Source organism: Bacillus sp. FJAT-27225 (assembly GCF_001685025.1).
GTDB lineage: Bacteria > Bacillota > Bacilli > Bacillales > Cytobacillaceae > Bacillus_D.
The window spans coordinates 232,875-258,931 of record NZ_MAYU01000001.1 but is presented as its reverse complement, the minus strand read 5'-3'; the positions used below and the strand labels follow the sequence as shown (position 1 = coordinate 258,931).

Genomic DNA, 26,057 nt, shown 5'->3' with positions numbered 1-26,057 from the left:
AAAATTATGCAATTGAAGAATGACTTTCAAAACCGCTGAATTATTTATTTTAGCAAATAAAAAAGCTGGTGCACTAGTGCACCAACCTTATTTAGACTTCCTGTCCTTCTGGAGCGCTTTGTTTAAGCGTTCCTCATTGTCGAGGCCATGATCGCTGAAAGCATTATCACTAGTAAATTCATTCCCGACAGGAGCACCGCTCATCTTATCGGTACCAATTTTTCGATCCGTTCGTTTGGCTGCCATGAAAATCCCCCTTCTCCGGTTATGCACTTATTATTTCCTTTAATCATCGCACTAATCCGGACATTCACCCATTTATAAGTACATGCCTCACCATCTATTTGCATCTTACATATAGTGATAATGAGAGGGGGGAACACGAATGTATTATCTCGTCGTAATGTTGCTTTCTATGATCGTGGCTGGCTTTTCACTGCTGCATGTTAAATTAACAGGGCCAATTTTTTACCCAATTCATTCTATCATTCACTTTATCGCGGTACTTGCCATTTTGATAGCCGCACTTTATTTGATTTTCTTGGCAATTAAAGCAATATTTCGTAAAAAATGATTAAAAAAGGCCTGGCTGATGCCGGGCCTTTGTTTATGATTTAATTCAGCAGTTCCAGCCACCATGGATAATCATACTGACCATCTGAAACTTGATAAAACCTCCCCAATACCCCAAGGTGAACCATTCCATATTCGTCAGTCGCAACAATTTTTGGAGCGTATGTTGAAAAAAGAAAGAAATTAGTCCGATCAATTTTCACTCTTAATTCAAGGTTTTTGGGCTGATTACCACTAAACGCGACATATTCCTTCGTACTGGGATTTGTTAAAATACATAAAAGCAAAAGAATAGCAGCCCCGATTTTCCATTTCCTTTTCACCTGCATCCACTCCCCTTTTAGAGCAAGTGCACCTGACTGTTCAACATCCTGACGACTTTGTTCCCATTCCTCTCCTCCAGCCTGTGGAAACCAGTGTCTCCAGTTGGAAAAATAAATTCATTTACGGCGGGAAGTTTCAAATACGCCTGAATTAAATTGGATATCATTCCTCCGTGTGATACGATCGCAACCCTTTCAGCATCCGCATGTTCATGAATGACTTTTTGCAAAAACGCTTCTGCCCGGAAACGGAATTCAAGATCCGATTCCCCGCCTTCAATCGGCACATAAGGAGGCCGACCTTCTTTTGGCAAGGGATAGCGCGTTGCAGCGACTTCATATGGAAGGCCAGCGAGCACACCATTGTTCCATTCCATTAAAGTTTCATCGACATGGAGCTTGCAGCCAATAGCCTCCTGAAGGATTGCTGCAGTTTGTAATGCCCGCTTCAGAGGACTGGCTACGATGATATCCGGTTTTAAATTGGAAGAGACATAGTCTGCCAGTTTAGCAGCTTGTTCAAGACCAAGTTCCGTAAGCGGAAAATCAGCCCGGCCTTCATGGACACCCAACAGATCGGCTTCTGATTGGCCGTGGCGGATAAGCAATAGTTCCAAATTAACTCTCTCCCTTGCAAACTGAATAAATCAATGTTTCCCTGTCTTTAACACTCGTCCTTTTCTCAAGGACCATGCCGATCCGTTCCGCAACACGAATCGAAGGTTGATTTTTATAAAATATCATCGAAATAAGCCTGTTCAGGCCTAGCTGCCCAAAACCGTAATTTTTCACCGCTAGCGCAGCTTCAGTTGCATATCCTTTGCCCCAATGTTCCCGAGCAAACAAATAACCGATTTCCAATTCATTTACATCGTCCACGACCTGTGGGACAATCCCGCACTGCCCTGTAAATGTGCCATCATCCTTCCGCTCGCAAATCCAAAGGCCCGCTCCGTAATTCTTGTAAAGATCCAGATTCCAAGTAATCCATTTATCGGCTTCTTCCATAGTCTTTGTTGCGGGGTAAAATTGCATGGCAATAGAATCTGAAAAGATAGACATGAGGTGATTCGTATCCTGACTGTTCATTTCCCTCATACGTAAACGATCCGTCTCCAAAAAATATAATTCTTTATCGATAATATCCACTATATGCCCTCCCCCACTGAGTTAAAGCGAGAATAAAGGATGCAATCCCACCTGTGATAAAGCCTCCTGCATAATAGCGAATGTCTTCATATTTAACAGAGTCGGATACTTCAAGACCAAGAAATGAAACTCCTATCCCGTCTCCATCAATTGTCGCAATGCTATCCCAAAGCTGTAATCCCTTTCGGAACAATAATGCACCTATTACTATAAGAAGTATGATCCATGTTAACCGTACGATAGAACCCATACAGTCTCCCCCCTTTGTCTTCCTCTATTTACAGAATATAACAAAAGGTTCAACCTTAAAAGGGGGTTTGAAGAAAAAAGAATGGCAAAAGGGACGGTTCCGGTTTACCGATGCAAACGCAGAACCGTCCCTCATTCCTCACTTGTCCTGCTTAGTTTTTTGGGCTTTTAGTGCAATTCGCTCCAATCCGTTATTGGCAAATTCCACATCGGTTTTCGGCATCGCACGCTTACTTTTCTTATTATTGTTCTTAGCCATGTAGACACTCCCTTCGAAGTTTCCTGCAAATATAGTTTCCGCAGTAAGAAGGATTTTTATTTTTCATATCGAAAAGTATTTGATTAACAATAGAGATAGGATGATGCTAATGATTAGGTACCCATTTTTAAAAGAAAAAGCTACAATCGGGGTTACCGCGCCATCTTCGGGTGTCCCAGAAGAATTGCATGAAATCATGAGGCAAGCAATTACCCGGATGGAGCAAAAGGGATATCAAGTTATCACTGGGGAAACGGTTTGGACGGACTTTAAAGCAAAATCCTCGCCGGCGAAAACACGGGCCGAGGAATTGGACCGCATGTTTGCGGACCCGGAAATAGATATCATCATCCCGCCTTGGGGAGGCGAGCTCCTTATTGAAACATTGGACCTGATCGATTATGGCACGATTCCTCCCAAGTGGATATTAGGTTATTCAGATACAAGCCTGCTCCTTTTCGCAATCACCTTGAAAACAGGGATAGCAACGGCACATGGCACCAATATCATCGATTTGCGTGGCAATTATTCGGACCAAACAACCGCTATGTGGGAAGAAGTCCTGAAAACAAAAACAGGTGGCTCTGTTACACAGACATCATCGGAAAAATATCAGCTGAAATGGTCACACGATACCCCTTCCCCATGTGTATTCCATTTAACCGAGCAAACCGAATGGAAATCGGTATCTGGCAAAAGTGAGCATATGGAAGGCCGGCTGTTGGGAGGTTGTATTGATATTATCCACCATGCAGCTGGAACTCCGTTCGGCAACGTCAGTGCCTTTAGGGAAACCTATATTCCTGGTGAACCAATAATCTGGTATTTTGAAAACTGCGACTTGTCTGCAACTGATCTCCGCAGGTCGCTCGTTCAATTGAAACTCGCCGGATGGTTTGAAAATTGCGGTGGGCTTTTGTTTGGGAGAAGCGATGCTAATCATCCGGTAGACGGATATACTGCCGAGGATGTTTACAGCGATTTAGCTGATGAACTAGGCATTCCGGTCTTATATGACATCGACTGTGGACACATGCCGCCGCAAATGACATTTATAAACGGTGCGTTTGCAAAAGTAACTTTTGCAGATGGCAAAGGAAAGGTTGTTCAATATTTTAAATGAGTTTTTACTTGCCAAAAAAGTACAAGTAAGTTAAATTAGTTTTAATATTTCAAACAATTTCATATCTGTTCTTATCCAGAGAGGCAGAGGGACTGGCCCTATGAAGCCTCAGCAACCGGCTGATTTTTTCAGCAAAGGTGCTAATTCCAGCAGGTTAAATGCCTGGCAGATAAGAGGAAAACGAATGGCGATTCGGGACTTCTTCTTATGGAAGTCCCTTTTATTTTTGCCCATACTTCTCCTCTTACTAGATTATAAGGAGGAACTCCCATGAAAAATCACCATATCCAGACAAACTTAGTTCAAATCGGAAACCGCAGCGAAACAACTACAGGTGCTGTCAATCCACCCATTTACCTCTCAACCGCATACCGACATGAAGGGCTTGGATTATCGACAGGCTTCGATTATACAAGGACCAAGAATCCTACCCGCGCCTTGCTGGAAGACAATGCAGCGGCACTTGAAAAAGGTGACCAGTGTTTTGCGTGCAGTTCGGGAATGGCTGCCATCCAGCTTATTCTTTCGCTTTTTAAAACTGGCGATGAACTCATTGCCTCAACTGACTTATATGGAGGTACCTTCCGCCTCTTTGCAAGCTATTCAGAATCATACGGAGTGAGATCCCATTATGTTGACTGCAACGATAGCGCAGAAGTTGAGAAGGCCATCAATGAAAATACGAAAGCGATTTTTATCGAGACGCCAACAAATCCGCTTATGCAGGAGATTGATATTGAAAGGATTTCGAAAGTTGCCAGAAGCCATCAGCTTTTGCTGATAGTGGACAACACCTTCCTCACTCCTTTTCTGCAAAAGCCGATAGAACAAGGTGCCGATATTGTTATACATAGTGCAACAAAATACATTGGCGGCCATAATGATGTTCTTGCTGGTCTGGTGATTTCCAAAGGAGCAGAGCTTTGTGAAAAACTGGCCGCCAATCACAATAGCACTGGGGCTGTATTATCTCCCTTCGATAGCTGGCTTTTAATTCGAGGCCTGAAAACGCTCGGTTTACGGATGGAACGCCATCAGGAAAATGCGGCCGCTCTGGTGAACTATTTAAACGAGCGCGATGAAGTAACGGAGGTGCTTTATCCAGGCAAGGGCGGAATGGTGTCGTTTCGTGTGAAAAAAGAGGAATGGGTCGCACCTCTTCTTCGAAATTTGCGGCTTATCTCATTTGCCGAAAGCCTTGGCGGTGTTGAAAGTTTCATTACCTATCCCGCGACGCAAACTCACGCAGACATCCCCGAGGAAATCCGCTTGCAAAATGGCATTGATAACTGCCTGCTCCGTTTTTCGGTCGGGGTTGAGCATATCGATGACTTGAAGGCTGATCTGGATCAGGCATTTGCACAAATAGCTGAGGAGGAAAAGACCGATGACAACGCAAACATACTCATTTAACACGAAAGTGGTTAATCAGCAAACGTTCAGGAAAGAGAAAAATGGTTCTGCCAACCCGCCTCTTTACTATTCATCAACATTTCACCAAAACCAATTTGATTCGTTTGGTGACTTTGATTACTCAAGGTCTGGGAATCCAACGCGCCAGGTGCTTGAGGAAACCATTGCAGACCTGGAAGGTGGAGTGAAGGGTTTTGCGTTTTCGTCCGGAATGGCAGCCATTTCATCTGCATTCATGCTTTTATCTGCAGGCGACCATGTCTTGATTTCAAAAGACGTGTACGGCGGTACTTTCAGGATGGTGACCCAAGTTTTATCCCGCTTCAAGATTGAACATACATTTGTCGATATGACTGATTTAATTGAGGTTGCCAGGTCATTCAGGCGAAATACAAAGGTAGTCTATGTTGAAACGCCGTCCAATCCGCTTTTGCAGATTACCAATATCAAAAAAGTAGCAGAGCTTTCGAAGCTGCACGGATGTCGACTTTATGTAGATAACACATTCCTTACCCCCCTTTACCAAAAACCATTGGAGCTTGGAGCCGATCTCGTCCTGCACAGTGCCACTAAGTTCCTTTCCGGCCATAGTGATGTAGTTGCTGGACTTGCAGTTGTTAAGGATGAGGAACTTGCGAATGAGTTATATTTTATCCAAAATTCTTTTGGGGCTGTTTTAGGTGTTCCTGATTGCTACGAACTTCTAAAAGGAATGAAGACATTGAGTGTAAGGATTCAATCTTCCTCGGAGTCTGCAGAACGTATTGCGAATTTCCTGAAGCGGCATCCATTGGTCGAGGAAGTATTTTATCCAGGGCTTTCTGATCATCCTGGCCATTCTGTCCATTTCAGCCAAGCAACAGGCGCAGGAGCCGTTCTTTCCTTCAGACTTCCGAACCGGGATGTTGCCAAATCGCTAGTTGAAAATCTGCAATTACCTGTATTTGCAGTCAGCCTAGGTGCGGTCGAATCCATTCTCTCCTATCCCGCGACGATGTCCCACGCGGCCCTCCCAAGTTATGAGCGCGAAAAACGAGGCATAACTGACGGACTGCTCCGTCTTTCTGTCGGGCTTGAGGATTGTAGCGATATCCTAAACGATTTTGAAAACGCCTTAAGCATAGCATCAAAGGCTTGCGAAAGCAGCTTGAATATAAAAACTGGCTGAACTTCCTATCCCAAAGTAAAAGGGCCTTCACATTGGAGGCCCAATTTCAACTGGTTTTGTAGATTAATCGGGGTTCGGCTGGTGGAGATTAATCCGGTAAACTCGGTTTCGTAGATTAATCGCCGTTCGGCTGGTGGAGATTAATCCGGTAAACTCGGTTTCGTAGATTAATCGCCGTTCGGATGGTAGAGATTAATCCAGTAAACTGGTTTTCGTAGATTAACCGCGGTTCGGATGGTGGAGATTAATCAAGTAAACTCGGTTTCGTAGATTAATCGCGGTTCGGCTGGTGGAGATTAATCCGATAAACTCGGTTTCGTAGATTAATCGCGGTTTGGATGGTGGAGATTAATCCGGTAAACTCGGTTTCGTAGATTAATCGCGGTTTGGATGGTGGAGATTAATCCAGTAAACTGGTTTTCGTAGATTAATCGCGGTTTGGATGGTGGAGATTAATCCGGTAACTCGGTTTCGTAGATTAATCGCGGTTCGGATGGTGGAAATTAATCCGATAAACTCGTCTTGCTATATCAATACGGAAATTACAATGATGCAGCTCTCCTTTTAAAAATGCATTGAACATTAACAAAAGCCCTTCAATAAAGGACGTGATGATGTCTGCTAGCAAATTGATATCACATCTCTATCAATCGCTAACACTGGTTAAAACGCTAGGACAATTAAGAAGGATTCTGCGTATTATCTTGACTGAAACTGTTTTCCAAAGTTTTGTTCTAGAAACAAATCTACACCATTTAATTGTGTCTTTATTTGAGGAGTAAATTTGTCCACTTTGTGAAATTATCGGATATATTCCTAAAATCTCGGATATATCCTTAAAATCTGGGATATATTCCAGAATTCTCGGATATATACTCAAAGAAACCTCGGATAAAATAAGCCCCACTCTTATTCCGCTCCCTCGCGAATCAACTTCGGAAATTCTAGTTTTATGAACCACCCCTTTTTCCCTACCGATCGACTTCTCGGATATTTCGGTATAGTGACCAACTATTGCTCTGCGTTAGATTACTTTTGTAAATCTCGGTTGCGCTCCCCCTTTTAGAAGTCCAACAAAAACCGCCTAGTAGCGGCGGCAAACAAGCTATCTGATATTACTCTTTTTCATTCCAACAGTAAACGTATCAAATCCCTGCTTTTCATAGTATGGGACCAGGCTGTCGACGCACATCAGCTGAGGAATGACTTGGTTCTGTTCGCAATGGCTAACAAGCATCTGAAGCAACGCGCTCCCGATTCCTTGTGACTGATACTGAGGATGGACACAAAGACCGCAAATGACACCAGTGATGATTCCGTCAGATATCACCCTGCCCATGCCGACAAGCTTATCTCTGTCATAGGCATACAGGGCATACCAGCTTCCTTTGCACATCCGTTCCAGTTTATCAACGGTGAAACCGAGCGAGTTCCAGCTCAATGCATCATAAATTTCGAGCAGCTGAGTGAAATCTAATGGCGGAATGGTCGTATAGCGGATAGAATTACCCATATTCGTATAGCCCCTTTTGTTAAAGTTCAGCCGGTACAGCCTGTCGGTCCTTTATGACTGATAGCCAGATGATAAATGTGAGCATAAGGAATGCTCCGAACAGCTGGATTTCCTGGAGGACCGTTCCAAACCAGATGACCGATATGACCATTGCGGTTAACGGCTCAACACTGCCAAGGATGCTGTTTTCAACTGGGGTAATGTATTGCAGGCTGCCGAGTGTCAGTACAAAGGCCATTGTCCCAAAACCGATTAGGATAACAAACATCCCAACTGTTTCCCAATTGGCAATTGCGGACCATCCATTTGAGCTCCAGACACGCGTTGTCAAAGACAAGGTACAGCCAGCGATGAACATCGACCAGCCAACGATATTCAGAACCCCCCACTCGTTCATAAGCCTTAGTGGATAAAGTGCGTAAAAAGCAAACGAAAGGCCAAGCAGCAACCCCCATATCAGTGCCTCTCGGCTGACGACCAGATTGTCGAGCGATCCGTTGGTGAGGAGGAAGAACAAGCCGGCCAATGTTCCCGTTACACCAATTAGCTGCTTGTTCCGCGGCAGCTTTCTGGCTTTGAGTGAAACAAAGATGATAATAAAGATTGGAGCTGAAAATTGGAGGAGTGTTGCCATAACTGCGTTACTAGCTGCAATGGCGGCGACGAACGTATATTGCAGGCCGAGCATGCCAATCATGCTAAAAATAATAAGCCTTAATCGCCAGAAACCGCTCTTCCAAACTTCAAAAATAGGAGTTTTTGAAAAAGCGACAACGGTTAAAAGCAGGCAACCGGAAATCAACAGACGGATCGAGAGCAGGAATGCGACAGTCACACCTGTGTCATTCAATAACCATTCCATCATCGGGCCGGTCATTCCCCATAACGCCGAACCGATAATAATCATGATTAGCCCTTTTAGACGCATATGGCGAAACCTCCTTTCCTTTTAAAAAAACATATGCGTTTTTTCGACAAAAACCCAGTTAATCATCTAGCCCAAAGGGTATAAGTGTAAAAAAGCAAGACATTACAGCAGGAGGACACCATATGCCGCAATATGTTATTACCTTTATTAAAGATAATGAAAGCAGGCCGAGAACGAAGAAAATCCTTGGAGATCGCGTGTCAGATATATTTAAACAAGTGTTTGAAATAGAAAAACACCACACAATCATTTCGATTGAAAACGAGTCTTTGAGAGAGTAGTTATAGAAGGCTGGCTGTTGGGCCAGCCTTCTCCATTTTATCGGATTTTCGAAAGATTCGTTTCAAGAATTCCTTCCAGCTCATCAAGATACGTAATCTCATAGGTTGGCAGAATGCCAGTTTCGTTGGCTTTCCGATGAGGGTTAAACCAGCAGGTATCGATTCCTGCCTGGTTGCCGCCCCTGATATCAGCGGTCAGCGAATCGCCAATGATGAGTGCGGTTTCTGCCGAGAAACCCGGGATCCGTTCAATCACGTAATCAAAGTATTCCTTCATCGGCTTTTGGTAGCCAGTATCCTCCGATACGAAAACATTCTTAAAATACGGCAGCAAGCCGGCAGCGGTCAGGCGGCGGTGCTGGGTAAGAGAAAGGCCGTTGGTGACGATATACAGGTCAAAATTCCCATGCAGCCTGGTGATCAAATCCTTTGCCCCTTCAATCATGTCGTGGCCCTCATCGAGAAAACTGCGGTATTTATGCTCGAGCCAAACGCCATCTCTCTCTTTGCCTAGCTCGCTGAAAAACCTGGAGAATCGAGTATAGAAGAGTTCATCACGTGTAACAGCCCCTGCCTCGAAGGCTGCCCAAAGGCCTTGGTTGATCTTTCGGTAGGATTGAAGCAATTCGGTTGTAACGGCAAGCCCCTCTGATTCAAACAGCTTGCGGAGCGCACCTTGTTCGGTAGCGCCAAAATCAAGCAATGTGTCATCGATATCAAATAGCAGTGTCCGATAATGTGTCAAAAGTAACGCCTCTTTTACAATTTTATAGATATTCGTAAAATACAATAATCATCTTACCATAGAAAAAAGCCTCCCGGTTAAGGAGGCTAATGATTATTCTCAATTTTTATCTGTTAAATGTACTTTAAACTTTTCTTCCTTCCCGTCCCAGCGAACTGAAACCTCATATTCTTTATTCTCCATGTGTTTTCCAGTTATGCCTGTCATAGTGCTTAATATAGACGCTTCTTTTTGGTTATCCAACGTTAGTCCGATAGTGCCCCACGTTGAGGTCTCCGTATTTAAATCCATTTCAAACTCACCTTTTGGTTCAGCGTTTCTTCCCTTATACTTTATGACAGTCTCCATCATTGATTGGCCTAAAGTATCCTTAGTGGTAATTCTTACTTCCCAATTGTCTGATTCACCCTTAAATACACTTGTCGTTTCTTTCGTGAGAAATGCAGTGAGCTCAATAAAATCTTCAGTCTGGAACATAATCGTGTCATTCTGGAAAACAAAGAATACCGGCAGCATGTCTAGGGGTAGATCTTGATAATTAGATCGGAGCTCCTCAGCAGTCCCCTTAACTTCGCGTTTTATATACGTTTCATACGGGCTTGAAGGAATCGTATAGTCATACTCAGGTTCGAAAAATCCAAGAACAGTTAGACGGTCTGTGTCAGGAGCAAGCAGATGCTGATAGGACGATAACCGCTTGACATTGATTTTTGACAGGTAGATCCCTTTCTTCCCGTCAGGCCATTCAGCACTCAGTATAATTACTTTTTCACCAGGTTCACGGGGAGCCAGATGAAATTCTACTCCAACTGGCTGACTAAGAAGCTCTGAATCTGCCTGCCATTCGTAAAAAACAACACTGCTTGGAGTTGCAGGAAAGTTCGGCATCAACTGGTCAAAGGGATTGGCATCAACTGCTTTTGCCTTTTTAATGGCATCCTTAATGGTTTTTGCTTTTAATCCCGAAGGGTCAGCTATCTCATCGTTCAACAGCACCATTGGTTTTGAATCTTTTGGTGAGGACAGCCGAACTGCAGGCTGGGTACTTGCTGCCGCTTCAGTTTTTTCAGCAGGCTTCTCCTCTTCTTCCGGCTTGTCAATGACTGTATTCAAAAAGAAAATGGATATAATCATGATAAGGCCTGGCAGGATGTATTTTTTCAATCGGTTACCCCCTCTTGGGCAGATATCTCTATACACCATTAAGTATATGGACATTTTAATGATTTTTGCTTGTTGAGGATGTTCCTTTTAAAATCAATGGAATGGTTTCTTCTTGGCCATCCCATCTCACTATGTAAGTTACTTTTTCTTCCTCCGTTATTGGCCATGTAATCATGTTGCCAGCGATAGACTGGTTATTCCCATCCAGCTGGTGGCCGCCTTCTTCTAGTGACCATGATTCACCATTAACTGTCGTTCCAATTTGTCCAATTTGATCGCCATTTTTTCCTTTGTAGGTTAATAGAGTTTTGAATGTTCCGTTCCCAATTTTCTGTTCAGCAGTTAGTGTGATCATCCAATTTTCTGTTTCCCCCTCATAAACGTATCGCTCATTTTTTGTGACAAAAGAAATCAACTGGTCGACTTCGACTGTCTGCATAATCATATTGTTCGTTTGAAAAACAAAAAATGCGGGAAGTTCCGATAGTCGCAGCTCTGGAAATTTTCTTTTCAGCTCATCCCGGTTCCCATGAACTGTTTGGACAATGTATGTCTCATCCTTGCTTTCTGGGATGTCCAGTACTGTGTCCTTTTCTGAAAAAGCGAGAACCGTAAAAGTCTCAGGATTAGGTGATATCATCTCTTGATAAGAATAAACTTTTTGCACATCGATTTTGGCAAAGTAAGTTGATTTCCCACCTATTTCCCATTCAACTGTGATGATTAGCCCTTTTACTCCTGGAGCAGCTGGTGCCTGATACAAATCCCCTTCATGTACGGTCCCGAATATTCCTTCATCCGGATCATATTCAGTAAATGTCACTTTGCTTGGAAGAATCCGATGCGAAATCAACAGCCTTTCCCAAGGAGAAACAGGAAAGGTTTCAGCCTTCTCCATTGCCTTCGCAAGCTTCTGCTTGGAAATGTGACTGGGGTCGACACCTGTCTTTTCTAGTAAAATGAGTTCCTTTCCTCCATAGCGCGCACTGAAGGCTGAACTGATTGTAGGCACCGAATCGGACGAAATTTCCTCTTCCTTCTCAGGCAGCTCAGTCACATTGTTCAAAAATAAAATCGAGATAACGAGAATGATAGCAGGCAAAATGTATTTTTTCATAACCTATCCTTTTTCCCTTCTTGCCACGTGTCTATTAAAGTTCGCCATTATCCTGCTTTTTCCCTGCGAAACTTGCTTTATCCGGAAGAAAAACTTCTCGGGAGATACATAGGACCCAGGAACTTAAGTAGTTTCGATACAAGAAAGAGCGCCATCCCGGCTAGGATGGCGCTTAAAAATGCGAACAGTGCCTGTCACTCCCCGGTTTTTCTTGTTTCACAAACGATGTTTCACAGGGGAGGTTCAGGCTATATATGTCGGAATGCCTGGCTATAGAGGCTCCTATTTTGCAAAACGGTGGTTGCCGATTGTAATCGTTGTTTCTCGGGAGAAGACCCATTTAGAGACTGCTGTTTTCGGGTTGAAGAAGAATAAGCTGCCATTGCCCTGTCCCTGGAATGCAAGGGCTTCGTTGACTGCACGCTTGGCTTCAGCGTCGGCAGGTTTGTTGATTGAACCGTCTTGCACGGGAGAGAACGCGTAATATCCATTGGCGACTTCATGAATGACATCTTTAATTGTGTCAGGGAAGTCAGGGCTCGCTACCCTGTTCAGGACAACAGTTGCAACTGCGACTTTACCTGAATACGGCTCGCCTTTCGCTTCGGCATGGACAAGTCGTGCTAGCAGGTCTTTTTCAGCAGCTGTAATTATAGAGTTTGGAATTGTCAGAGTCTTACCGATATGAAGGTCTGAACTCGTTGCCTTATTAACATCCATTAATTTTTTCACTGGTACACCAAATCTAGTGGCGATCTCCCAATAGGAATCGCCTTGTTTGACCTGATGTGTTGTTGCTGCATTTGCAGATGCAGTGTTTGTAAATGCCGAAATCGATAGAATGAGCCCGGCTGCGATTACTAGTTTTGTAAGCTTGTTCATTTCCTTTACCTCCTAGTAGTTCAGTTTCGCTCTCTGCTAAAAGGGTACATGCTGTAACAGTCCGTTTCATGCCCCAAAATCAGGAAGTTTCCCTTGAGGTTTCTACAGACTAGTAATGGCGCGGTTTTCATTATCTCAAGCCAAAACTTTCCTCAGTGGGCAGCTCAACCGGTTTCGGCCTGTATTTGAAAAAATTGGATGGTTTATGACAGGATTTTTCAGTCGCGTTACACAGGGTTTTTTAGTTAAATAAGATAGTAAAGTGGGTACGGATAAAGAAATTAGCAAAACAGTTGATTATACCTCTTTATTAAAGGATAGAATTTTAACAGATATGGAGGCCGATTCGATTGAGCCGATTATTAATGTTGATAGGACTTGTCTTTCTCATAAATTATTCATGGCCTGCTATTGAAGGCGGGTTCAAGAATCCGGGTGATATGCTTACCCGCGTCGAAGCAGAGGCGTCGACGCTCGCGGATAACCCTGAAGTCCGGGATGCAGCAGAAAAATTTACTGATGCAATTAAACAGTTTTTTGAACAAGCCGGCGTTCTTTTTGGAAAAATAACAGACGATGTTCGCAGAGAGGCTCAGCCAGCCCCTCTTGAGGAAGTTGATCTGCAGCAGCCCGAGCAATTGTTTTCCGTCTACAACATTGAGCTTGGCGACTCGAAAGCAGATGTTGAAAAAAGGCTCGGCAGCGAAAAACGGTCGACAATGAATGAGTATGGCTTGAATTGGAATGCCTACCATCAGGATTACCGGCAGTTTATCATGGTTATGTACGATCAGGATAATAAGGTTGCAGGTTTGTATACGAGCCAGGATTTAATCGCCTCGACGAATGGAATCGAACGCGGCACAGCAAAGGACTTAGTCCGGGAAAAGCTTGGCGCTCCGCTGACTACGATTCAAAAAGGCGGCGTCTTTTACCGCCTCCAGCAAGACCAGGATTATGATGCATACTTCAAGGATGGAACGTACATTACGGTTTTTTATGATAAGCATGAGGGCAATACTGTTACAGCATTACAGCTTATAAGGCAGGATGTCGAGGAAAAGAAAACGAATTTGTATGGAGATGCGAGTGGCTCATTGAAAGAAGGCTTTGAATACCAGATGTTTGATTTGACAAATGCAACCCGCGTCAATCACCAGCTGCCAATCCTTGAGTGGGATGACCATGTTCGTGAGACAGCAAGGAAACATAGCGATGATATGGCGGAAAACAATTATTTCAGCCATACGAATCTTGATGGCCAATCCCCTTTTGATCGGATGGAAGAAGACAAACTTCGGTTCGTGCTCGCCGGTGAAAACCTGGCGTACGGCCAGTTTAGCAGTATTTTTGCCCATGAAGGCCTGATGAACTCGAAAGGCCATAGAGATAATATTTTGAAACGCGATTATGAGTATCTTGGTGTCGGTGTAGCATTTAACGAACAATCGCAGCCTTATTTCACCCAGAACTATTATAGGAATTAACTTCTTCGCTCGGCGAAGACGAATCAGAACAGTACGACTGGATAGACTAAGATTGGGCGGCCTTCGCGGCTTGCCCAATTTTTTCGTGGGGAGTGATCATCATGGCTAGAAACAAACTTTTGGTTCCTGGTTCGGAAAACGCGCTGAATCAGATGAAAGAGGAAATCGCCAACGAGTTTGGAGTACAACTTGGTGCAGATACGACCGCACGAGCAAACGGTTCTGTCGGTGGCGAAATGACGAAACGTCTCGTCGCCATGGGCGAACAAGCCATGCGGAATCAGCGGGGCCAATAACCTACGCTGATTCTGCTGGCAAGAGCTGCCTGGCCCATGTGGCTGGGCGGCTTTTTTGTTTTTTTTGTCGGCTGAAATTGTTTCACATTTTGAATAATAGATATAAATTAGCTCGACAAAAGGTTTGAAAGTCACAAGAAATTGTCTGGCATTCGCCTGCTCCAAATGAAAACCGGGCATCAACCCATGCCCGGCCACACATCACAATTTCATTTGATACGCTTTAACAATGATTCCATCATTTGCGGGTTCAAAATCTAACTCGGGCTGCCGCTCGAAGCCCAGGCCCTCGTACAATTTCATTGCATCATCCATAAACGAACCGGTATGAAGACCAACTGCACGATACCCTTTCGCCCTGGCCCGTTTAATGCACTCACCGACAAGTGCCTTTCCGACACCCTTTCCCCTATAGTCCGGTTCTACTGCGAGGACACGTATTTCAGGGTGCTCCAGTTCATCAAGATGCCCTTCATATGCATCACTGTTTGCCGGGAACATTGCCACACTACCGGCTATCTTCCCTTCCAATTCTGCGACAATCAGTTCCACGCCTGGCTGCTGGTCGGCTTCAGATGAAATTGCCTTTTTCAGCTCATTCCAATGGCCATCTTGGATTTTCCCGGCATGCTCCATATACGCAGCCAGCCGCTGGGCCCGAATCAAAGCAAGTTCACTCTTTTTAGCATCACGGATCATCATTATTCTTCGCTCCCTGGAATAAGGAATTTCTGACGCTTCCCACTGATTGCTTCCCGGCCATGCTTGCTTGTCAGCCCGCTCAAATCCGGTCCTTTTGGTAAGATACCCTTCGATTTTTGATCGTCTGCAGCAATGTGGTTCGACAGATGGTAATGCACTTTAATGGCATGGAAATCAGTCGTATCTCCAAACCCCGGTGTCTGATACAGATCGCGCAAGTATCCCCATAGATTCGGGAAATCAACAATCCGGTTCCGGTTTGTTTTAAAAGCAGCATAATACGCTGCATCGAAACGGATTAGCGTTGCATACAGCCGGACATCAGAATCAGTAATATAATCACCAAACAGGAACCGCTTCGAGCTCAGACTCTCCTCCAGCTCATCAAGGCGGGCAAATAGAGTGTCAAACGCCTGCTCATAAGCTTCCTGTGACTTGGCAAAGCCGCACTTATACACACCATTGTTGACATCATGAAAGATGGCATCATTAAGAGTGTCAATTTCCTTGCGCAAACTTACCGGATACAAATCCGGCGCATTCTCCTTATGAAATGGTGTCCATGCAGTCTCGAAATAGTTCGTGAGCCGGAAATAATCATTGTTGACTACCTTCCGTTCTTTCACATCAACAATAACCGGAACAGTCGGGCGCCCGCTATAGCCGGGATCTGTCTCCAAATAAATCTCGCTCATGTATCGAATCCCAAGAACCGGGTCCACACCCTCCTCGTCCAATGAAAACTCCCAGTCAACATGAGGAAGCCGAGGCCTCATAGGACTTGCCGTTCCAAGGCTGATGGCATCTTCAAGCCCGAGTATCCGGCGGACAATGACAGACCGATGAGCCCAAGGGCATACAGCTGACCAGAGCATTCGGTACCTGCCAGCCTCGACTGGCAATTCACCAGCCTCATTCCCAAATGGAGTTGTAAATCGATTCCCTTGTCGCTTAAACGATCCATCCTTACTGATTTCTGCTGCGACACCTGTCTTTTGTTCCATACAATATCCCCCTTGGTAAAACTATGTAGTAGTTTCATATTATATTAATCCGATAGGAATTTAAAATGAAAGGTTTTTACACCTGTGACCTGCTCTTTTTAAAATAGGTATGTTATATTCTTCATTATAAGGAGGAAAAATATGGTTGGATTACTTATTATGGTATGTGAAATTATGTTTTGGATTATGATTGTTGCAGGCCTCTTTGCACGTTACATAGTTAAGAAAAAGAAGCTTGGTGCTGTCCTACTGCTGTCGACTCCGGTAATTGATTTTGTTTTGCTTGTTGCAACAGTCATTGACTTGCAAAGCGGCAGCGAAGCTTCTTTTATACATGGCCTGGCAGCTTATTACATCGGAATGACGATTGCTTTTGGGGAAAAAATGATTCAATGGGCCGACGAACGGTTTGCTTATCGGTTCGCGGGCGGCCCCAAGCCTGCGCAGAAGCCTAAAATCGGCAGTGAACACGCAAAGCTGCAACGCCATGGTTTCCACAGGCATCTCCTCGGCTGGGTGATCGGAAATGCCTTACTCGGTGCGATGATTCTGTTAATCGGGATTGGAGAGCAAACAGCTGCCTTAAAAAATGTCATGTTTATTTGGGGCGTTGTTTTAGCTGTTGATTTTCTTATTTCCTATAGCCACACCGTTTTCCCGCGCAAAAATGAAAAACAAGTCTCCGGACAGAATGAAGTGTAAATATGCTTTCCTATTTAAATGAGAATGTTAGTGTAATAACGTTGATTTGGCTCTATCCAGCCATATTTATGATTCACGATTTTGAGGAAATTATTCTTTTAGAAGCGTGGTTTAAGAAAAACTATAATAAGGTGCGGCCCCGTGTCCCGAAACGTATGCTGAAAACCTTTGATAGCATGTCCAAAGTCACCACAGCCAGATTCTCCATTCCGGTCCTATTTCAACTTTTGATCTACATACCTGCATGTTACCTTGCCACAGAAAACGGGATATTCGGCATGTTCATTGGCTTTTCCCTCTTGTTTTTTCTTCATCTGTTCAGCCATATCGGGCAATGGGCATACGTAAAAACCTATACACTTGGAGCTGGGACAGCGCTGGCTGTAGTCCCGTACTTCTTATACTTATTTTATAGATTACTCACTGAAAACCTAGTTTCATTCTCAGACCTGTTTCTTTCTATTCCGTTCGGGCTCCTGCAGGCTGCTGCGCTATTTGGAGGTCACGCGATTGCCCCAAAGATTTTGCCCGATAAATAAAAATCCTCCAGGCACTCCTGAAGGATTTTTTTATCGTTTAGGAAATTATAAATTTCGCGACTTTGGATAACTTTTTTATTGAGCATGTCTACGTCTAGCTCCAGCGCCTATCGCCTAGCAAACTTCAGGTCTCCTCCCTACGATAAGTCATCATCGAATCGCTTCGCTCTTCGTGATTCCTTTATCTCAGTCGAAGCCCCTCCAGTTTGTACGGCGATGAGCAAGGCGCTTGCGCTTTTGTACGTTAAGCTTTTGCAAAGTCAATAAACCGCTCTACTACATCATCAATGAATGCCAATGTTGCTTCATCAATTAGCCTGCCGTTCTGGAATTTGTTCAGTGCCTGAGTGACCAAAATTTCATTTCCGGCCGGCTGAAGCACGCGTGCCTGAAGGCCCGGGCTGGACAGAATTTGTCTTAAATGCTGCTGGGCACGGATAGTTCCCAATACACCTGGTGTTGCTCCAACAATTAGCACCGGTTTATTTTTCAAAACAAAATCAACTCGTGACAACCAGTCCAGCGCATTTTTCAGTACTCCTGGAACGGACCAGTTATATTCCGGCGTCGCAATAAGAACTGCATCTGCGTTATGTATTTCCTGCTTAAAGCGTTTCACCTCTTCACTTGGATCCAATTCCTCGTCCTGATTGAAAAATGGCAGCCCGCAAATCTCAACAACGGATAGCTCGAACTTCTCGCTATACCGCTCGCGAAGCGTTTCAACGAGCTGTAAATTCAAAGAATCTTTTCTAACACTGCCTACAAGTGCTGCTACTTTCATGGTCATCCCCCATTACAGTTATAAGTCTAAACAAAGCAATTCTACTCCAACAAATTTCTGTCTTCAAATGTTCTGTTTTGAAAAAATGAAAAATTAAGAAACTTCGCGTTGCGAAAAACCGTCAAACATTATAGAGTTGTAAAGCAAAATACAGTAGCAAAAGGGGAAATTATGAACCGAAAATTTTATCTATATGTAAAAGCCTTTTCTGATTTAGGCTCATACATGGACATGATTGCCATCAACATAATGATATATGTCGCTACCGGAAGTGCCGGCTGGCTTGCTGCGACGATGGCCTTTAAAACATTGGGTGGTGTTTTATCAAGCTTGTTTTCTGGGGTACTTGCGGACAGGTATGACCGAAAGAAACTTATGATTTACTGTGATATTTTTCGTGCGTTCATTATTTTAAGTCTTCTTTTTTTCCCACACCCAATCGTGATAGTTGCTGTATGTTTCCTGATAGGAATGTCTAGCAGCTTTTTCTCAGTCAGCTACAGCGCGGAAATTCCGCGGATATTTGGTGAGGATAAAGTACTCGAGACGAATGCGCTCATATCGAGGCTAACCTCGATCAGCCTTGTATTCGGGTTCATTGGAGCCGGGGTTATCACGAATTTCCTTGGTTACAAAATCACACTCATCATTGACGCAGTTACATACGCCCTCTCTGCGTTGGTCCTTTTAAAAATGAATTGGCAGACAAGCGCTTCAAAGAAGGCCGCCGCCCTTTCAAGCGGGCTAAAGCATCAACTTCAATCCGTTGGACGTGATTTAAAAGAAGTATATTCGTTTATCCTGGTCGTCCCAATGCTGCTTATCCTCAATATTGTCAGCCTCGTTGCAGCGTTTGCCGGGGCTTCTCATAACCTCGGCATCCCAATCCTTGCAGAAATGATTGATGTAAACAAGCAGAGCTTTTACTATGGCTTGATTTGGGGTGTTTGGGGCGCAGGCTCCGTGTTGGCAACGCTACTGATGCCAAGATTGAAGTTTTTACAGGGGCATGCAACTTATTACGCTTGCTATCTTTCAGCAGTCCTAATGTCGACTGGTTTTATCATCTTCTTGTCAAATACAAATGTATGGATGGTATTGATATTTGCCTTCGTCACCGGAGTTTTTGACGCCGGGTTTATTACCCTGTATGCGACCATCTTGCAAAAAACCGACAATACTATCAGAGGACGGATTTTTGGAGTTGGCATGCTTCTTAAGTCACTTGGCTTTGCCCTGGGATTTGTGGTTGCTCCAATTCTGCTCAAAGCATTATCACTTGAAAAAATGGTTTGGATTTTTCATGGAAGCTTCATTACCATCACCCTGATTTTTATGTTCTATTCAATCAGCCTTCAGAAAAAAGCCGCCCATATTAATCAGGGTGCATGATACAATTTTTGGGTGAACAAGACAGTTTAATTATTGATTACAGTACCTTTCCAGATCCATAGTTTTGCGTGGAAGTTTAGATTCACGGATGACAGTAACTAGTGAATTTTTAATATAGCGCCTTCCACGGCAGTAATTAGTACTGGCCTGTTAGGGACTAGTTCATAATTGTTATAGTTTTACAAGGAAGAGTGATATCTCTTCCTAGTAATCACTAGTGATCTCGCATGGCAAGCAGTTGCTATAAGTACAAGAAACGTTTGGGAAGTATTTTCAGAATACAGCAAAAAATGTTAAGAGTGTTTTTTAAGTTATTGATATAGTTAAGTCAAGGCAGGTGAAAGTTGAGTGGGATACGAACCAATTTTGCAGCGGACCCTGGATTATATTGAGAAAAATATGCATGATCAAGTTTCGCTAACGAAACTTGCTGAAATAGCTTGTTTCTCACCTTTTCATTTTCATCGTGTATTTCAGGCAGTAGTTGGCGATTCTGTGATGGATTACGTCCGAAAAAGGCGTCTGACCACTGCTGCAGAACGGTTGTATTATACCGATGATAAGGTGATCGAAATCGCGTTTGATGTCGGTTTCCAGTACACGGAATCATTTAACCGTGCATTTAAAAAGTTCTACGGAGTAACGCCAGTTCAATACCGCGATGCGGGAAGGTTGTCTGGACCCTTAATCGGAAAAGCCTGCTTGCGTTCATATCAATTTCCAGGAGGTTTTCAAATGGATGTAAAAATTGTCACTAAACCAGCTTTCCACATCATTGGCTATGAACTCAAAACGAGAAACGTCGACGGCCAAAATAACAAGGACATCCCCGAATTTTGGCAGCAGTACATGCAAAACAAGCTTGGTTGTACAATCCCGGATCCTATCAACAAGTATGAGGAATTGGGCATTTGTACTAATTTCAATCCTGACACAGGCGAATTTGTTTATGTGATTGGTATGGAAGTCAAAGAAGGTACTCAAGCTCCAGAAGGCATGGTTTACATGAGTTTTCCGGAAATGGAGTATGCTGTCTTCACGACACCGGAAGCCGATGAAAAATCATTCACCTCTTCGATCCAATCAACCTGGAATCATATCTTTTCAGACTGGTTTCCGAACTCGGGCTACGAACATGGCGGACATGTGGAATTTGAACTTTATGATGAACGGTGCCACGGTCCTGAGAACAAGGTAATGGATATTTACATCCCGGTTAAAAAACAAGAAGCAGCGGTGGGAAGTTAGTTTTCCCTGAGTAAAAAGCAGCACAGTTTTGGCTGTGCCGCTTTTAATTTTTATGAAAAAACACCTTACCCTTCCATTAATGGGTTTACTTGAGAAGTGCAAAACAATAAATCACAGTCCTAATCGCACGGCAAATAACAAAAATTTCACAACACAAATCACAGTATATTTCACAGGCAAAAAGGCTTAGAGTTTCAACCCTAAGCCTTTTTCGTATTATCGTATTTAACAAACGCACCCTATAGTTTAGTTTAAGAACAATTATTCACAAACTAGATTAAATACAGAAATGTTGCCCTTTTTTACTCGTCATAAATAACTTATCTAGTTCAAAAATTTCTACGCATTTCTCAAATTTCTTTATCAAAATTTGGAACAGTTTCTTTTATATTTCTTAAACTTCTATCTAACATTCTCGATATCTCAGCCGATTCCCTAAATTCTCCCTAAAGCAATTCATTACCTTTCAGTTTCTCTGCTTAAATAAAAAATTCATTGTATTATTTAAGTAATAGTAATTTAAAAGATGCCTTAAAAATTTAAATAACAAATTTTTAAGGCATCTCCTAATCAATTCCTTTAATATGAAGTTTTCAATGATTAATCGTCTACCATCAATAAAAACAACTCACTAATTTGGGGATAATCATTTTGTTCTTATTTTTTATTTGTTTCCACATTGGCTTATTTCTATTGTTCGAATTAATAAGTATCTAATCAACTAATGCGACTAAACGTCCTTTTACTTCTCCACGCTTTAAACGTTCTAAGCCTTCTGGAATTTCTTCAAATGAAATCGTTGAATACTGTGGGTTTAATTTTCCTGTTGCAAACAGTTTATACATTTCTGCTATATCTTGATGTGTCCCACCGTTACTACCAATAATTTTTGCTTGTTTTAAAATTAAATTATAAGTATTAATATTGGATTCTAACTTCCCCATCCCAACAACTACTATTGTCCCAAACTTCCTAATGACATCTAGAGCTTGGCTAGTTGTTTCGCCAAATCCAGCGAAGTCCACAATCAACTCACATTCTATTGGCTCTAAATCTGAAATATTTTCAAAGGCTTCTTTTACCCCAAGTGTTTTCGCTAATGCTCGTGCTTCTGGATTGACATCCACTGCATATACTTCACAACCTTTTAAAACTGCAGCTCTCGTAGCAAGTTGACCTAAACCACCGATGCCAATAATACCAACCTTCATCCCTTCTTTCGCACCACCAACACGAATCGATTGATAAGAAGTCATACCAGCATCAGTTGCCATCGCACCTAGATCAAAGCCAACTGAATCAGGAATTGGTACTAGTGTATCTGCCGGCACCATTATTTTTGTTGCATATCCCCCGTCACGTTGGAAACCAATATATTCTCCTGCTTTTGTAATTGGGTGAACACCAACACGATCACCAACTTTAAACCCTGTAACATTTTCTCCAATTGCTGAAATGATTCCTGCACATTCATGACCAAATATAACCGGAAGTTCACCAAATAATGCTTTCCAACCTGGATCTTCTAATGCAGATACGTCTGTATGACATAAACCTGCAGCCTTCACATCCACTACTACTTCTCCAGGAAGTACAATTGGATCTGGTTTTTCAACTAATTTAAGGGAAACGTTTGTATCTGTAAATTCCCAACCTTTCATTTTAAGACCTTCTTTCTAGTTTTTTTAAATTAAATTTTCATTATTTCCCATATATTTACATTACGTAAAAATAGTTTTTAGATTCAACTCTAATTCTAATATAAAAGAAAACTATTATACGAAATAGCCACCGTCAATAAGCAGTTCCCCTCCTGTTGTAAATTTAGATTCATCAGACGCCAAATATAATACACCATATGCAATGTCAAGTGTCTCCCCAAAGTGTGGAGCAAGCTTTACTCTATCTAATACTGCTTTTGCCTCTGGTCTTTTAAATGATTCTTCTGTCATAGGTGTACTAATAGGACCTGGAAATACGGTGTTTACCCGAATATTATCTTGAGCAAGTACGTTAGCTGCATGCTTAGTCATTGAACGGATTGCACCTTTAGATGCGCTATACGATATATCAAAACCATCTGCAACTCCACCTGCAAGTGCACCCATAGAAGAAATATTAATAATTGATCCTTTCCCATTCTTCGCCATTTCTGGGGCTACATACTTCATTCCTAAAAATGTTCCCGTTGCATTTACTCCCATAATTTTGTTCCAATCACTTAATTCAGCATCTTTAATACTTTTCCCGAAAAATATGGCTGCATTGTTAACTAGCACATCTATCTTCCCATACTTTTCAATGGCCTTAGCTATTACTTCTTTCCAATTTTCCTCGGACCAGACATCAAGTTTTAAAGCGATTGCATCTCCTCCATCAGCAATAATTTTATTTGCTTCTTCTTGTAATACGTCAATTTTCAAATCTAGTGCAACAACTTTAGCCCCTTCTTTAGCAAACAATTGTGCCTCTGTTAAACCTTGTCCTTGTGCCGCTCCGGTAATTAAAGCTACTTTCCCTTCTAGTCTCCCCATTCCACTTCTCTCCTTTTAATGTAAATATTTTAAAATAATATATAATATATTATTTTTAACGCTTACATTATATATTATATATAATATATAAATTATTTGAAATATTTTGCTTGGAAGGAACATTCACAAAAATTATCATATTACCAGAGAGGTTTTTTTACAGGCCTTGATATTTACTGCTTATAAAAATAAAGGGCATGAAAGAATTATCAAAAATGACTCTTTCATGCCCTGTTTTAGATTATTAACTGAAAAAATTTTAATCGAATATAGCTAATTTAGCCTGTAACTCAAATTGAGATTTTGCTTTTTCAAAATCAGAATGAATGATTGCATTTACCATTCCTTCTATATAAGAATGATAATTTTTCATTTTTTTCTCAAAATCATTCCATCTAGTTTGGCAATAAGCATTAGTAATATATGTTACTTCAGAGTAAAACCTTAAGAATGCCTGGTTTCCTGCTACTATGAAAATATATCTGCAAACTTGATCAGCCTTTAAAATATACTCTAATACATCATTTTCCTCTAATTTCAAGCTTGCTTCCTTTAAATACTGTCGAAGTTGATTATATTTCTCTTCATCCCACTTTAACGCTGAATAATTTACTCCTAATCTAAATAGTTCAATTAGAGCATTCATATAATCTCCTATTTCTTTTGAGGAAATTGACTTTACTCGTACACCTTTTCTTGGTAACCTTTCGATTACTCCGGTGCTTTGTAAGATATAAAAAGCTTCTCTAACAGGTATATTGCTAACATTTAGTTCTCTCGCAATTTCAGATTCAATCAAGCGAGTGCCCTGTGATAAATCACCTGTAAATATTTTCTTTAAAATATGATTTGCTATTTGTTCTGGTAGTGAATTTTTATTACCATCTATTAATGTATATAAACCAAAACTTTCCAACCCGTCCCCCCCTTATATATAACAACTGATTTTAAACATTTATTAAGCTTCATTTCTTAAAAATATGACAATGAACAATTAAAAATAAATGAAAGGCTAATGATTAGCTTAACATAGACTTTAAATGTAATTTTAATTTTTATTATTATCTAATGGAACCTTTTTAATTATACTATCTGTTAAATTAAGTGCACCTTTCACTCTCCCTATTGAAGTGAACGAGTATTATGAGTAGATGCTATTCTTTTTAGTCCATTTGTGTTCCTTTAACAATTAGCTTCCAATCTATTGTATTATTCTTTCTTATTGAACTAAACTGCCCCGTTCGCGTAAGTACATGTTTTCATAAACTATTTAATATCCATACTATCAATTTAACGTAAATATCCAAAAACCTTCGAGATTGTAACTTAATTCACTCGCTAAATCACATATAAATTCACACACTTTCCAATAATTATTTCATACCCTGTGATTTAGTATGTGTTTTAATACGGAATGAGCAATTTAATACGTCAAAAACGTTGATAAATCCATAAAAAACGCACTGTGAATTATGCTGCGAATTCAAGTGCGTTTTTCATTATGTTTGCACCTCTGAAGTAATCCGTTACCCTTTCACTAACGGGTTTACTTGTGAGGTGTAAAACTTTAAATCACAGACCTAATCACACGGTAATCGTCAATCTATTAGAAGCAGAAGATTTTTGAATTTCTCGTTGTCAATGCTCAGCACAAGAAGTCCCTCCCCGGCCGGAAAACCGACGTCAAGAAAGCACCACAATCGTGACAATGTAGTTGCCTACTCTTTGTATTGAAAACCAATCTCCCAATGGAAACCAAATGGATCAACCAAGCGTCCCACCCGCCAACCGTGTGCATCTTGCACAGGAAAAACCTCTGATGCACCAGCAGCTAAAGCTTGCTGGAATACCAAATCTGGGCTTTGCACTTTCAAGATCATTCGAACTGCATTGCAGTTTTCAGCGCCAGTATCATCACTTACCCAGAATTCCGCCCCGCCTATTGTAAGCCTTGACACTATAGCACCACTTTGGTCTTCTATATAATAGACTTCCTTTGCTTGAAAAGCACTTTTGTAAAATTCGACTGCTCGTGCTCCATTACGTACCGACAGCCAAGGAGTTATAGTACATACTATCGAAGAAATATCTGTCTCCTTCACGTCAATCAACCTACTTTCCCAGCTTTCAATAGCCAAACAAATTGAAACTTAAAACACCGTAAATGCAGTATTTTTTTGTTATTTAAATAAAGTACGCGTAACAGAAATGCCAGATTACTAACTTTTCTAATCAACCTTTTTATTTCTCATTACGCCCCAAATCACTAAACCAATGAGAAAAGTAAATAGTATTGTAAATATAATGCCGTGACCTATTTCTTGGTTAGAATAACTTCTATAAGCATACAAAACCATTGTTATTGAGCTTATAGTTAATCCTACGAGTATTAATGGGTTAATTTTAACTTTAGGCAACTACACCACTAACCTTTCCCTTCTGCTAATCTGCCGGTTTGTTCACAAATACTTAGACTATTTTA

At 41.9% G+C, this 26,057-nt stretch carries 29 protein-coding genes and 1 riboswitch; of the genes, 11 read left to right on the top strand and 18 right to left on the bottom strand.

Annotated features, from left to right (window positions below; all coding sequences use genetic code 11):
• Nucleotides 1-87: 87 nt before the first annotated feature.
• On the bottom strand, nucleotides 88-246 hold the full coding sequence (locus A8F94_RS25550; RefSeq protein WP_175384331.1) for a hypothetical protein: 159 nt from the start codon (nucleotides 244-246) through the stop codon (nucleotides 88-90).
• Between the two features lie 139 nt (nucleotides 247-385).
• Between A8F94_RS25550 and A8F94_RS01375 the strand changes: the two genes are divergently transcribed.
• Nucleotides 386-574, top strand: a complete 189-nt coding sequence (locus A8F94_RS01375) for a hypothetical protein (protein ID WP_066194404.1) — start codon at nucleotides 386-388, stop codon at nucleotides 572-574.
• Between the two features lie 40 nt (nucleotides 575-614).
• On the opposite strand, the gene A8F94_RS01370 is transcribed toward A8F94_RS01375, so the two are convergent.
• The 4 genes from A8F94_RS01370 to A8F94_RS01355 are packed head-to-tail and all read right to left on the bottom strand — an operon-like array spanning nucleotide 615 to nucleotide 2,295.
• A complete protein-coding gene (locus A8F94_RS01370; RefSeq protein WP_254660762.1) occupies nucleotides 615-896 on the bottom strand; it encodes a hypothetical protein in 282 nt (93 codons plus the stop codon).
• Nucleotides 897-913: 17 nt separating this feature from the next.
• Nucleotides 914-1,513 (bottom strand): histidine phosphatase family protein, encoded by a 600-nt coding sequence (locus A8F94_RS01365; protein WP_066194398.1) that lies wholly within the window; start codon nucleotides 1,511-1,513, stop codon nucleotides 914-916.
• Nucleotide 1,514: 1 nt separating this feature from the next.
• A complete protein-coding gene (locus tag A8F94_RS01360) occupies nucleotides 1,515-2,045 on the bottom strand; it encodes a GNAT family N-acetyltransferase (RefSeq protein ID WP_254660761.1) in 531 nt (176 codons plus the stop codon).
• Nucleotides 2,029-2,295 (bottom strand): hypothetical protein, encoded by a 267-nt coding sequence (locus A8F94_RS01355; RefSeq protein WP_066194393.1) that lies wholly within the window; start codon nucleotides 2,293-2,295, stop codon nucleotides 2,029-2,031. Before A8F94_RS01355 ends, A8F94_RS01360 begins: the two co-directional genes overlap by 17 nt.
• Before the next feature lie 367 nt (nucleotides 2,296-2,662).
• Here A8F94_RS01355 and A8F94_RS01350 point away from each other — a divergent pair, with 367 nt between their 5' ends.
• The 3 genes from A8F94_RS01350 (at nucleotide 2,663) to metC (ending at nucleotide 6,257) form a co-directional block, all read left to right on the top strand.
• Complete coding sequence (locus A8F94_RS01350; protein ID WP_066194390.1) at nucleotides 2,663-3,676, top strand: S66 family peptidase; 1,014 nt, start codon at nucleotides 2,663-2,665, stop codon at nucleotides 3,674-3,676.
• A gap of 68 nt (nucleotides 3,677-3,744) precedes the next feature.
• A riboswitch (SAM riboswitch) is annotated at nucleotides 3,745-3,852 on the top strand.
• A 94-nt stretch (nucleotides 3,853-3,946) separates the two neighbouring features.
• Nucleotides 3,947-5,089 (top strand): methionine biosynthesis PLP-dependent protein, encoded by a 1,143-nt coding sequence (locus A8F94_RS01345; protein WP_066194382.1) that lies wholly within the window; start codon nucleotides 3,947-3,949, stop codon nucleotides 5,087-5,089.
• Nucleotides 5,064-6,257, top strand: coding sequence for a cystathionine beta-lyase (gene metC / locus A8F94_RS01340; RefSeq protein WP_066194378.1), 1,194 nt, complete (start codon nucleotides 5,064-5,066; stop codon nucleotides 6,255-6,257). Before A8F94_RS01345 ends, metC begins: the two co-directional genes overlap by 26 nt.
• Before the next feature lie 1,105 nt (nucleotides 6,258-7,362).
• Here the strand turns inward: metC and A8F94_RS01335 are convergent.
• Nucleotides 7,363-7,770: a GNAT family N-acetyltransferase gene (locus tag A8F94_RS01335; protein ID WP_066194375.1), complete on the bottom strand. Its 408-nt coding sequence runs from the start codon at nucleotides 7,768-7,770 to the stop codon at nucleotides 7,363-7,365.
• 19 nt (nucleotides 7,771-7,789) lie between these two features.
• Entirely contained in the window at nucleotides 7,790-8,698 is a 909-nt protein-coding gene (locus tag A8F94_RS01330; RefSeq protein WP_066194372.1) for a DMT family transporter, read from the bottom strand.
• Between the two features lie 122 nt (nucleotides 8,699-8,820).
• On the opposite strand from A8F94_RS01330, the gene A8F94_RS25545 reads away from it, so the two are divergent.
• Entirely contained in the window at nucleotides 8,821-8,979 is a 159-nt protein-coding gene (locus tag A8F94_RS25545; RefSeq protein WP_175384330.1) for a hypothetical protein, read from the top strand.
• A 37-nt stretch (nucleotides 8,980-9,016) separates the two neighbouring features.
• On the opposite strand, the gene A8F94_RS01325 is transcribed toward A8F94_RS25545, so the two are convergent.
• From A8F94_RS01325 to A8F94_RS01310, 4 genes are all read right to left on the bottom strand, one after another.
• Nucleotides 9,017-9,724 carry a YjjG family noncanonical pyrimidine nucleotidase gene (locus tag A8F94_RS01325; protein ID WP_066197151.1) on the bottom strand — a complete coding sequence of 236 codons (708 nt, stop codon included), beginning with the start codon at nucleotides 9,722-9,724 and terminating at the stop codon, nucleotides 9,017-9,019.
• 99 nt (nucleotides 9,725-9,823) lie between these two features.
• Nucleotides 9,824-10,888, bottom strand: coding sequence for a hypothetical protein (locus A8F94_RS01320; RefSeq protein WP_066194369.1), 1,065 nt, complete (start codon nucleotides 10,886-10,888; stop codon nucleotides 9,824-9,826).
• A gap of 55 nt (nucleotides 10,889-10,943) precedes the next feature.
• The gene (locus A8F94_RS01315; RefSeq protein ID WP_066194365.1) at nucleotides 10,944-12,005 is read right to left on the bottom strand and encodes a hypothetical protein; all 1,062 of its coding nucleotides are present in this window, start codon (nucleotides 12,003-12,005) and stop codon (nucleotides 10,944-10,946) included.
• Nucleotides 12,006-12,287: 282 nt separating this feature from the next.
• Nucleotides 12,288-12,887 carry a cell wall hydrolase gene (locus A8F94_RS01310; RefSeq protein ID WP_066194363.1) on the bottom strand — a complete coding sequence of 200 codons (600 nt, stop codon included), beginning with the start codon at nucleotides 12,885-12,887 and terminating at the stop codon, nucleotides 12,288-12,290.
• 350 nt (nucleotides 12,888-13,237) lie between these two features.
• Between A8F94_RS01310 and A8F94_RS01305 the strand changes: the two genes are divergently transcribed.
• Entirely contained in the window at nucleotides 13,238-14,374 is a 1,137-nt protein-coding gene (locus tag A8F94_RS01305) for a CAP-associated domain-containing protein (RefSeq protein ID WP_066194361.1), read from the top strand.
• Nucleotides 14,375-14,475: 101 nt separating this feature from the next.
• A complete protein-coding gene (locus A8F94_RS01300) occupies nucleotides 14,476-14,670 on the top strand; it encodes an alpha/beta-type small acid-soluble spore protein (protein WP_066194359.1) in 195 nt (64 codons plus the stop codon).
• A gap of 201 nt (nucleotides 14,671-14,871) precedes the next feature.
• On the opposite strand, the gene A8F94_RS01295 is transcribed toward A8F94_RS01300, so the two are convergent.
• Nucleotides 14,872-15,372 carry a GNAT family N-acetyltransferase gene (locus tag A8F94_RS01295; RefSeq protein ID WP_066194355.1) on the bottom strand — a complete coding sequence of 167 codons (501 nt, stop codon included), beginning with the start codon at nucleotides 15,370-15,372 and terminating at the stop codon, nucleotides 14,872-14,874.
• The gene (locus tag A8F94_RS01290; protein WP_066194353.1) at nucleotides 15,372-16,376 is read right to left on the bottom strand and encodes a glutathione S-transferase family protein; all 1,005 of its coding nucleotides are present in this window, start codon (nucleotides 16,374-16,376) and stop codon (nucleotides 15,372-15,374) included. The genes A8F94_RS01295 and A8F94_RS01290 overlap by 1 nt, the downstream gene beginning before the upstream one ends.
• A gap of 141 nt (nucleotides 16,377-16,517) precedes the next feature.
• On the opposite strand from A8F94_RS01290, the gene A8F94_RS01285 reads away from it, so the two are divergent.
• Both A8F94_RS01285 and A8F94_RS01280 read left to right on the top strand, forming a co-directional pair.
• Nucleotides 16,518-17,078, top strand: coding sequence for a hypothetical protein (locus A8F94_RS01285; RefSeq protein ID WP_066194350.1), 561 nt, complete (start codon nucleotides 16,518-16,520; stop codon nucleotides 17,076-17,078).
• Nucleotides 17,079-17,080: 2 nt separating this feature from the next.
• Nucleotides 17,081-17,617 carry an HXXEE domain-containing protein gene (locus A8F94_RS01280; RefSeq protein ID WP_066194347.1) on the top strand — a complete coding sequence of 179 codons (537 nt, stop codon included), beginning with the start codon at nucleotides 17,081-17,083 and terminating at the stop codon, nucleotides 17,615-17,617.
• Nucleotides 17,618-17,861: 244 nt separating this feature from the next.
• On the opposite strand, the gene A8F94_RS01275 is transcribed toward A8F94_RS01280, so the two are convergent.
• Complete coding sequence (locus A8F94_RS01275; RefSeq protein WP_066194342.1) at nucleotides 17,862-18,401, bottom strand: NADPH-dependent FMN reductase; 540 nt, start codon at nucleotides 18,399-18,401, stop codon at nucleotides 17,862-17,864.
• 171 nt (nucleotides 18,402-18,572) lie between these two features.
• On the opposite strand from A8F94_RS01275, the gene A8F94_RS01270 reads away from it, so the two are divergent.
• Both A8F94_RS01270 and A8F94_RS01265 read left to right on the top strand, forming a co-directional pair.
• Nucleotides 18,573-19,793, top strand: coding sequence for an MFS transporter (locus A8F94_RS01270; protein WP_066194339.1), 1,221 nt, complete (start codon nucleotides 18,573-18,575; stop codon nucleotides 19,791-19,793).
• 399 nt (nucleotides 19,794-20,192) lie between these two features.
• Nucleotides 20,193-21,041, top strand: a complete 849-nt coding sequence (locus A8F94_RS01265; protein ID WP_066197149.1) for an AraC family transcriptional regulator — start codon at nucleotides 20,193-20,195, stop codon at nucleotides 21,039-21,041.
• A 713-nt stretch (nucleotides 21,042-21,754) separates the two neighbouring features.
• On the opposite strand, the gene A8F94_RS01260 is transcribed toward A8F94_RS01265, so the two are convergent.
• The 4 genes from A8F94_RS01260 to A8F94_RS01245 all read right to left on the bottom strand — a co-directional run bounded on the left by A8F94_RS01260 (nucleotide 21,755) and on the right by A8F94_RS01245 (nucleotide 25,677).
• Complete coding sequence (locus A8F94_RS01260) at nucleotides 21,755-22,702, bottom strand: zinc-binding dehydrogenase (RefSeq protein ID WP_066194336.1); 948 nt, start codon at nucleotides 22,700-22,702, stop codon at nucleotides 21,755-21,757.
• Nucleotides 22,703-22,816: 114 nt separating this feature from the next.
• Complete coding sequence (locus A8F94_RS01255; protein ID WP_066194331.1) at nucleotides 22,817-23,575, bottom strand: SDR family NAD(P)-dependent oxidoreductase; 759 nt, start codon at nucleotides 23,573-23,575, stop codon at nucleotides 22,817-22,819.
• 259 nt (nucleotides 23,576-23,834) lie between these two features.
• On the bottom strand, nucleotides 23,835-24,491 hold the full coding sequence (locus A8F94_RS01250; protein WP_066194328.1) for a GntR family transcriptional regulator: 657 nt from the start codon (nucleotides 24,489-24,491) through the stop codon (nucleotides 23,835-23,837).
• Between the two features lie 802 nt (nucleotides 24,492-25,293).
• On the bottom strand, nucleotides 25,294-25,677 hold the full coding sequence (locus A8F94_RS01245; RefSeq protein WP_077247576.1) for a VOC family protein: 384 nt from the start codon (nucleotides 25,675-25,677) through the stop codon (nucleotides 25,294-25,296).
• Between the last annotated feature and the right edge of the window lie 380 nt (nucleotides 25,678-26,057).

Excerpts from the sequence above, each read along its gene's own strand:
- A8F94_RS25550 (WP_175384331.1), bottom strand. The coding sequence starts at position 246 with ATGGCAGCCAAACGAACGGATCGAAAAATTGGTACCGATAAGATGAGC.
- A8F94_RS01375 (WP_066194404.1), top strand. The coding sequence starts at position 386 with ATGTATTATCTCGTCGTAATGTTGCTTTCTATGATCGTGGCTGGCTTT.
- A8F94_RS01355 (WP_066194393.1), bottom strand. The coding sequence starts at position 2,295 with ATGGGTTCTATCGTACGGTTAACATGGATCATACTTCTTATAGTAATA.
- A8F94_RS01350 (WP_066194390.1), top strand. The coding sequence starts at position 2,663 with ATGATTAGGTACCCATTTTTAAAAGAAAAAGCTACAATCGGGGTTACC.
- A8F94_RS01345 (WP_066194382.1), top strand. The coding sequence starts at position 3,947 with ATGAAAAATCACCATATCCAGACAAACTTAGTTCAAATCGGAAACCGC.
- metC (WP_066194378.1), top strand. The coding sequence starts at position 5,064 with ATGACAACGCAAACATACTCATTTAACACGAAAGTGGTTAATCAGCAA.
- A8F94_RS01335 (WP_066194375.1), bottom strand. The coding sequence starts at position 7,770 with ATGGGTAATTCTATCCGCTATACGACCATTCCGCCATTAGATTTCACT.
- A8F94_RS01330 (WP_066194372.1), bottom strand. The coding sequence starts at position 8,698 with ATGCGTCTAAAAGGGCTAATCATGATTATTATCGGTTCGGCGTTATGG.
- A8F94_RS25545 (WP_175384330.1), top strand. The coding sequence starts at position 8,821 with ATGCCGCAATATGTTATTACCTTTATTAAAGATAATGAAAGCAGGCCG.
- A8F94_RS01315 (WP_066194365.1), bottom strand. The coding sequence starts at position 12,005 with ATGAAAAAATACATTTTGCCTGCTATCATTCTCGTTATCTCGATTTTA.
- A8F94_RS01310 (WP_066194363.1), bottom strand. The coding sequence starts at position 12,887 with ATGAACAAGCTTACAAAACTAGTAATCGCAGCCGGGCTCATTCTATCG.
- A8F94_RS01300 (WP_066194359.1), top strand. The coding sequence starts at position 14,476 with ATGGCTAGAAACAAACTTTTGGTTCCTGGTTCGGAAAACGCGCTGAAT.
- A8F94_RS01295 (WP_066194355.1), bottom strand. The coding sequence starts at position 15,372 with ATGATGATCCGTGATGCTAAAAAGAGTGAACTTGCTTTGATTCGGGCC.
- A8F94_RS01290 (WP_066194353.1), bottom strand. The coding sequence starts at position 16,376 with ATGGAACAAAAGACAGGTGTCGCAGCAGAAATCAGTAAGGATGGATCG.
- A8F94_RS01285 (WP_066194350.1), top strand. The coding sequence starts at position 16,518 with ATGGTTGGATTACTTATTATGGTATGTGAAATTATGTTTTGGATTATG.
- A8F94_RS01280 (WP_066194347.1), top strand. The coding sequence starts at position 17,081 with ATGCTTTCCTATTTAAATGAGAATGTTAGTGTAATAACGTTGATTTGG.
- A8F94_RS01275 (WP_066194342.1), bottom strand. The coding sequence starts at position 18,401 with ATGAAAGTAGCAGCACTTGTAGGCAGTGTTAGAAAAGATTCTTTGAAT.
- A8F94_RS01270 (WP_066194339.1), top strand. The coding sequence starts at position 18,573 with ATGAACCGAAAATTTTATCTATATGTAAAAGCCTTTTCTGATTTAGGC.
- A8F94_RS01265 (WP_066197149.1), top strand. The coding sequence starts at position 20,193 with ATGCATGATCAAGTTTCGCTAACGAAACTTGCTGAAATAGCTTGTTTC.
- A8F94_RS01260 (WP_066194336.1), bottom strand. The coding sequence starts at position 22,702 with ATGAAAGGTTGGGAATTTACAGATACAAACGTTTCCCTTAAATTAGTT.
- A8F94_RS01255 (WP_066194331.1), bottom strand. The coding sequence starts at position 23,575 with ATGGGGAGACTAGAAGGGAAAGTAGCTTTAATTACCGGAGCGGCACAA.